The organism is Streptomyces sp. NRRL WC-3549 (assembly GCF_000721935.1).
Classification (GTDB): domain Bacteria; phylum Actinomycetota; class Actinomycetes; order Streptomycetales; family Streptomycetaceae; genus Streptomyces.
Genome location: NZ_KL585386.1, coordinates 48,667 through 49,554, shown reverse-complemented (window position 1 = coordinate 49,554; position 888 = coordinate 48,667). Strand labels below are relative to the sequence as shown.

The following is an 888-nucleotide window of genomic DNA, read 5'->3' as shown; positions in this document are numbered from 1 at the left end:
CAGATCGGCGCGCCCGACGTGGCGTTCCCGCGGCTGAACATGTTCGCCTACTGGCTGTACCTCTTCGGCTCGCTCATCGCGGTGGCCGGCTTCCTCACCCCGCAGGGCGCGGCCGACTTCGGCTGGTTCGCCTACTCCCCGCTCGGACGCGGCGAACACTCACCCGGCGTCGGAAGCCGACCATGTGGATCATGGGTCTGGCCTTCTCCGGCTTCGGCACGATCCTCGGTTCGGTCAACTTCATCACCACGATCATCTGCATGCGCGCCCCCGGCATGACGATGTTCCGTATGCCGATCTTCACCTGGAACGTCCTGCTGACCGGTGTGCTGGTCCTGCTCGCCTTCCCGGTTCTGGCCGCCGCGCTCTTCGCGCTGGAATTCGACCGTAAATTCGGCGCACATATCTTCGATGCGTCGAACGGTGGCGCATTGCTCTGGCAACACCTCTTCTGGTTCTTCGGGCATCCAGAGGTGTACATCATCGCCTTGCCGTTCTTCGGAATCGTCTCGGAGATCATTCCGGTGTTCAGCCGGAAGCCGATGTTCGGTTACATCGGTCTGATCAGCGCGACGATCGCCATCGCCGGTCTCTCCGTGACCGTGTGGGCGCACCACATGTACGTGACGGGCGGGGTACTCCTACCGTTCTTCTCGTTCATGACCTTCCTGATCGCGGTGCCGACCGGGGTGAAGTTCTTCAACTGGGTCGGCACGATGTGGAAGGGGTCGTTGTCCTTCGAGACACCGATGCTCTGGTCCGTCGGCTTCCTGATCACCTTCCTCTTCGGTGGTCTGACCGGCGTGATCCTGGCCTCCCCGCCGCTCGACTTCCACATCTCCGACTCGTACTTCGTCGTCGCGCACTTCCACTACGTCGTCTTCGGCA

Annotated in this window: 1 pseudogene; it reads left to right on the top strand. The window is 62.3% G+C overall.

Annotated features, from left to right (window positions below):
• Window positions 1-888 (top strand): annotated as a pseudogene (locus IH13_RS36695) (cbb3-type cytochrome c oxidase subunit I); the annotation flags it as partial.